At 48.8% G+C, this 5234-nt stretch carries 5 protein-coding genes and 1 tRNA gene; all 6 read left to right on the forward strand.

From position 1 onward, the window contains the following. On the forward strand, nt 1–615 hold a 615-nt coding region (locus ACESLU_RS11340), incomplete at its 5' end, for a putative PEP-binding protein (RefSeq protein ID WP_372638763.1). Nucleotides 616–627: 12 nt separating this feature from the next. Then, complete coding sequence (locus ACESLU_RS11345; RefSeq protein ID WP_372638764.1) at nt 628–1671, forward strand: bifunctional phosphoglucose/phosphomannose isomerase; 1044 nt, start codon at nt 628–630, stop codon at nt 1669–1671. A gap of 30 nt (nt 1672–1701) precedes the next feature. Next, nucleotides 1702–2496 carry a biotin--[acetyl-CoA-carboxylase] ligase gene (locus ACESLU_RS11350; protein ID WP_372638765.1) on the forward strand — a complete coding sequence of 265 codons (795 nt, stop codon included), beginning with the start codon at nt 1702–1704 and terminating at the stop codon, nt 2494–2496. After that, a complete protein-coding gene (tilS, locus tag ACESLU_RS11355) occupies nt 2468–3832 on the forward strand; it encodes a tRNA lysidine(34) synthetase TilS (protein WP_372638766.1) in 1365 nt (454 codons plus the stop codon). Before ACESLU_RS11350 ends, tilS begins: the two co-directional genes overlap by 29 nt. 17 nt (nt 3833–3849) lie before the next feature. Next, entirely contained in the window at nt 3850–4407 is a 558-nt protein-coding gene (gene hpt, locus ACESLU_RS11360) for a hypoxanthine phosphoribosyltransferase (RefSeq protein WP_372638767.1), read from the forward strand. A 113-nt stretch (nt 4408–4520) separates the two neighbouring features. Continuing rightward, nucleotides 4521–4610 (forward strand) — tRNA-Ser (locus tag ACESLU_RS11365). Nucleotides 4611–5234 lie beyond the last annotated feature (624 nt).

A 5234-nucleotide genomic window follows, 5' to 3' on the forward strand; every position in this document is an offset into this window, starting at 1 on the left:
CAGGAGCAGTTGCGAGCCATTTTGGAAACGGCGGTTCAATACCCTGGACGCGTACGTCTTTTAGTGCCGATGGTTTCTTCCCTGCAGGAGATTGCAGCGATTAAGGAGCTCATAAAAGAGACAGAGGTAGAGTTGGCAGCGAAAATCAATGCTGCCGACATTGATATTCAACTGGGTATTATGGTGGAAGTACCCTCTGTAGCCATGCAGGCCGAATATTATGCAGAGCAGGTCGACTTTTTAAGTATCGGTACCAACGATCTTACCCAGTACCTGTTGGCGGTAGATCGAGGAAATGAGCGCATATCCGGCTTGTACAGTCAGCGCCATCCCGCGGTATGGAAAATGATTCAACATGTGGCCGAAGCCGGGCGGGCGACGTCCAGGCCGGTAAGTGTCTGCGGGGAGTTGGCTTCCGATCCCGCCGCAGCCTGTTGCCTGTTGGGATTGGGAATCAATGAGCTCAGCATGACGCCCGGGGCGTTACCCATGGTTAAAAAAGCGTTATGCAGCCATTCCCTTGACGAGATGAAAAAACTGGCCTCCCAGGTTTCCGAAAGTATTACGGTATCCGATGTTGAAGATGCCTTTTCGAAATTTTTAGCAAACGAATAGCTGTTGAGAACGATGGATCTATCACTAATACAATCGATTGATACGCAAAACATGTGGAGCTACCTGGAGGGATTCCCGAACCAGTGGGAAGAAGCCAGAGCAATGACCGAAGAGATTGAATTCACAATTGATACGGATCGTGTCCGCACGATCTGTTTGGTTGGGATGGGCGGTTCTGCAATAGGGGCCGACTTGATCCGCGCTTACTGTTATGAAAGCTCTCCCTACCCCATACAGATGCTGCGCCATTATGAAATTCCGGGCTGGGTGGATGAGCATACCCTGATTATCGGGTGCAGCTACTCCGGGAATACCGAGGAGACGCTTACCGCACTGGATAAGGCCCGGGCAAGAGGTGCACAGGCAATGGCCGTCACCTCAGGGGGCGCCCTGATGTTAAAAGCTGCTAAAGAGGGGTTTGACTATATTAAAATTCCGGGTGGATTGCCCCCCCGATCCGCCCTGGGATACATTTTTGTGCCTCTTTTCCGTATTGGTCAACACCTTGATATTATGGACGAGGATGAGGAGGCGCTGGAGGAAACAAATAAGCTGCTGGCCGAACAGAACGGTCTTATGGCAAACCCTGAAGATAACGAAGCGCTGAGCCTGGCAGAAAAGCTGGATGATACACTGCCGATTGTCTATTCGGATGCCACGATGATGGAACCGGTAAATCTTCGCTGGCGGGAACAATTTGAGGAAAATGCCAAAACATTAGCCTATGGCAACACGCTGCCTGAAATGACGCACAACGAGATCGTGGGCTGGGAGCGGATTGTCCATTTGACGGGGCGACTTTCAGTCATTATGCTGGTCGACAGGGAGGATAATGAACGGGTGAAACAACGGATGAAGATTGTGGAGGAACTGATTGAAGACCAGACGGCGTGGCTGCACTTGTTTGAAACGCGCGGGAAGAGCAGGCTTGCCCGTATGTTTTCCCTGGTCCAGCTCGCCGATTGGACCAGCTTTTACCTGGCCATACTGAATAGTACCGACCCCACGCCCGTGGCCAAGATTGACCTTTTGAAAAGTAAACTGGCGGAAGCTTAGGATGAAAATGATAATGAATGAGATGAAGTGTTGAGTGATTCTTTTGACGTATCGCTTTTTAATAAGAATCTTTCCACCCAGTGGCTGGGCCGGGATTTTCACTATCATGCGGCATTACCGTCAACGAATAGCTATGTGAAAAAGCTTGATGCCGAGAATGTTGATCACGGTACGGTGGTTCTTACCGATAATCAGCGTAGCGGTCGCGGACAATATGACAGGGTGTGGGAATCTGAGCCGGGACAAAATCTGACCTTCTCAATGGCGTTTAAACCGGGGTTAGCCGAAGGATTTCACGTATTAACGATGGCCTGTGCGCTGGCCCTGGTTGAACAGCTGCGGGAGATTGAGCGGGAAGCTTGCGCCTTTATTAAATGGCCCAATGATGTGCTGCTTAATAACAAGAAAGTAGCCGGGCTGCTGACTGAGGCGGTCTTTCTGGGTAACAAGCTGGATCGCCTTGTAATCGGTATAGGCTTGAATGTCAATCAGGAAACCTATCGTGCGGATCTGGCCGGTAAAGCGACCTCCATACGACTGGAAACGGGGAAAAAAACATCACGCGAATATTTTTTAAGCTGCTTGCTACCACGGATTGAATACAAATATGACTTGTGGCTGCGCAAGACCTCCGGTTTGCTCAGGAGAGTCAACAGGAAAATTGAGGGCTATGGCAAGTGGATTGGCCTGAGCGTTAATGGTGAAGAGAAAGCAAATCCCTATAAGTTGTTGGGCGTTAATGAGTCCGGTCGACTGGTGGTGCTAAATAAAGAAGGCGGATTAGAATCTTTTTCTTATGAGCAAATCCGAGTTATCACGGATTGAAAAGAATATTCAAAACCAAATTGCCGATTTCTTTGGAACCCGGGATGAACCCCGCTTTGTGGCCGGAGTGAGCGGGGGGATCGACTCCATGAGTATGCTCTACGCTTTTTACCGGCTCGGCATTTCGGCCCATGTCGTACATGTGAACTACCGGAAACGGGGGGCCGCTTCCCGAAAAGACGCGCGCCTGGTTGCCCGCATGGCCCGGGAGTGGGGTTTTGAGTATTCCATTATTCAGGTTGACCCGGGGGAGGCCGAGGGACAAAATTTTCAGCGGTGGGCCCGCGATTGCCGGTATCAGCTGTTTGAAACAGCGGTTCGGGAACGAAAGGCCGCGGGTATCGCCGTTGCTCATAACCGGGATGATCAAATAGAGACGATTTTACAGAAAATGTTTCGCGGGGCGGGACTGGCCAGCTGGTCGGCCATGCAGGTTTGGGACGGACGGTTATTCCGCCCCCTTCTGAATGTCTCACGGGAGGACATTGCGGCCTTTGCCGATGAGAATGCCATTCCTTACCGGACCGATACCTCGAATCTTGAATCCGAGTTTGCGCGTAACTTCCTGCGGAATGAATGGCTGGCGGAGCTCTCTGATTTTTTCCCAGGGTTGAAGCAGAATATACTGCGTATTAGCAAGCAAGCCCGACATTATGAACAGGCGATACGCTGGATTGCAAAAGAAATTACGGGCGAGCGGGGCATTGATCGCGAATCTTTTCATACGCTCGATTCCGGGGTGCAGAAAGCAGTGCTCCTGCTTCTGTTAAAGCAGCGTAACCCGGATATTCAAATCTCCCGCCACAGCCTCAGCAGGGTTGAAACGATTGATCAGCTGCAAACCGGCAAAGAAATACAGCTGACCGGTCAATTTTCCTTGATGCGTGACCGGAATTATTATTGCATCATTGAAAGGGGACAGCCGGATTCCTTTACCGGGGCGGTATTACATAAAGAGAACCTGGAGCAAACCAGCTGCAGCAAAGCCGGCCTTATATTTGATATTGTTTCCTGCGAGTTCTACCGTGATAACGAAACCCTCTGTATGGATACGGGTAAAATTTCCTGGCCGGTAACCGTCCGGTCCTGGCGGGAGGGAGACCGCATCCAGCCCCTGGGGATGGAAGGTCGCCAGTTGGTATCCGATCACCTGACTAACAGAAAGATACCCGCCGCCCGAAAAAAGGAAGCCCTGGTTATAGTATCTTTTGAAGAAACCATCTGTGCTGTTATCTTTCCGCCAATAAAAAATAGCGTCTCCATCGGCACCATTTCAGAACAGGTAAAATACGATGCCGATACCCAGCGATGCTTAAAAATAAGGTATAGCAAATAGCATAGATATTGATACAGATGGCTTTCTATAAACCTGAAACCGTGGAGTGCAACGGCGAGACCTTTCACGTCTATATAACACAGGAGGAACTGCAGGAACGCGTTTCGGAACTGGGCGAAGAACTCTCCAGGCAATATAAAGGCAGGAATCCCATCTTTATAGGGGTGCTCAACGGCGCGTATATTTTTCTCTCTGATTTGATGAGGCAGGTAGAGATTCCCTGCGAGGTCGATTTTCTGAAGCTCAGCAGCTATGGAGACGAGAAAGTATCTTCCGGCGAAGTGACCGATCTCAAGGATATTGATGCCAATATTGAGGATCGACATGTTATTCTGGTCGAGGATATTGTAGATACGGGACTTTCCATGAAATATATTGTGAAGAAGCTGCAGAAGAAAAGGCCCGCCTCCATTGAAACGATTACGCTGCTGCACAAGACGGAAGCAACCCACCATGATGTGCAGATGGATTATGTCGGCTTCCGGATTCCACCGCTCTTTGTACTGGGCTATGGCCTTGATTATGCACAGGAAGGCCGAAATTTAGCCCAGATTTATATTCTTGACGGCAAATAGTACGGCGGTCAGGCAAGCCTGTGCAGCACATATTGGCTTATCTTCGTCCGCTAACATTTTTAGCATAAATACGTTGATTAAAAAAAGAAACCGGCGTATATTTGCATTCGCCTGGAGAGGTGGCTGAGCGGTCGAAAGCGCTCCCCTGCTAAGGGAGTATACCCCCCAACGGGGTATCGAGGGTTCGAATCCCTCCCTCTCCGCATCCCATCCCTTCGTACAAGGCCCTGCCCGGGGCCAAAAGCAGAACACAGCGGATAATATCAGTTTATCCCGCCCCCCGGTCAAAGACCTCGTTACGTTATCCGGCAATCGGTTCCATAAAACAGCTCATCTTTTTCACCCATAGAAAAAGGCTTAGCGCTCCCCCCTCGATTACAGGCACCGTACCTTTAAGTCAGGCAGACTCGTGTAAACCAGGCAGACTCGTGGTGATTAGTTGAGATAGAAGGAATTTTAACAAAAAATTTCTTGTGTGAATATTTACCCGGGAAAAAAGCAATAATTTTGGAAATTTTATTGAATCAGACTGGATTTTCCGGTTTCTATCCTTAATTTTACATATAAATAGGGAATATTTTCACATATAACTGGCGATCAGGGGCAGATTAAATTAGTTGAAACTCCGGGAACGTCTTTTTCAGGCAGGGAGAAATAATCCTTTTTAAAAAATTGGTAAGAAATTCCCTTCGGAAAGGTCTTACTATCAGAAAAAACGAATTTCCTTACCCTTTAAGAAAGGATTATCGTAAAGAACGCTAATTCCAGGTTAGCGATACGCTATTCCTTCATTACTTAATGATATGTTTAGGGATTATTTTTTGGTC

This window comes from Fodinibius sp. (assembly GCF_041642155.1).
Classification (GTDB): Bacteria; Bacteroidota; Rhodothermia; order Balneolales; family Balneolaceae; genus Fodinibius.

Excerpts from the sequence above, each read along its gene's own strand:
- ACESLU_RS11345 (WP_372638764.1), top strand. The coding sequence starts at position 628 with ATGGATCTATCACTAATACAATCGATTGATACGCAAAACATGTGGAGC.
- tilS (WP_372638766.1), top strand. The coding sequence starts at position 2,468 with ATGAGCAAATCCGAGTTATCACGGATTGAAAAGAATATTCAAAACCAA.
- hpt (WP_372638767.1), top strand. The coding sequence starts at position 3,850 with ATGGCTTTCTATAAACCTGAAACCGTGGAGTGCAACGGCGAGACCTTT.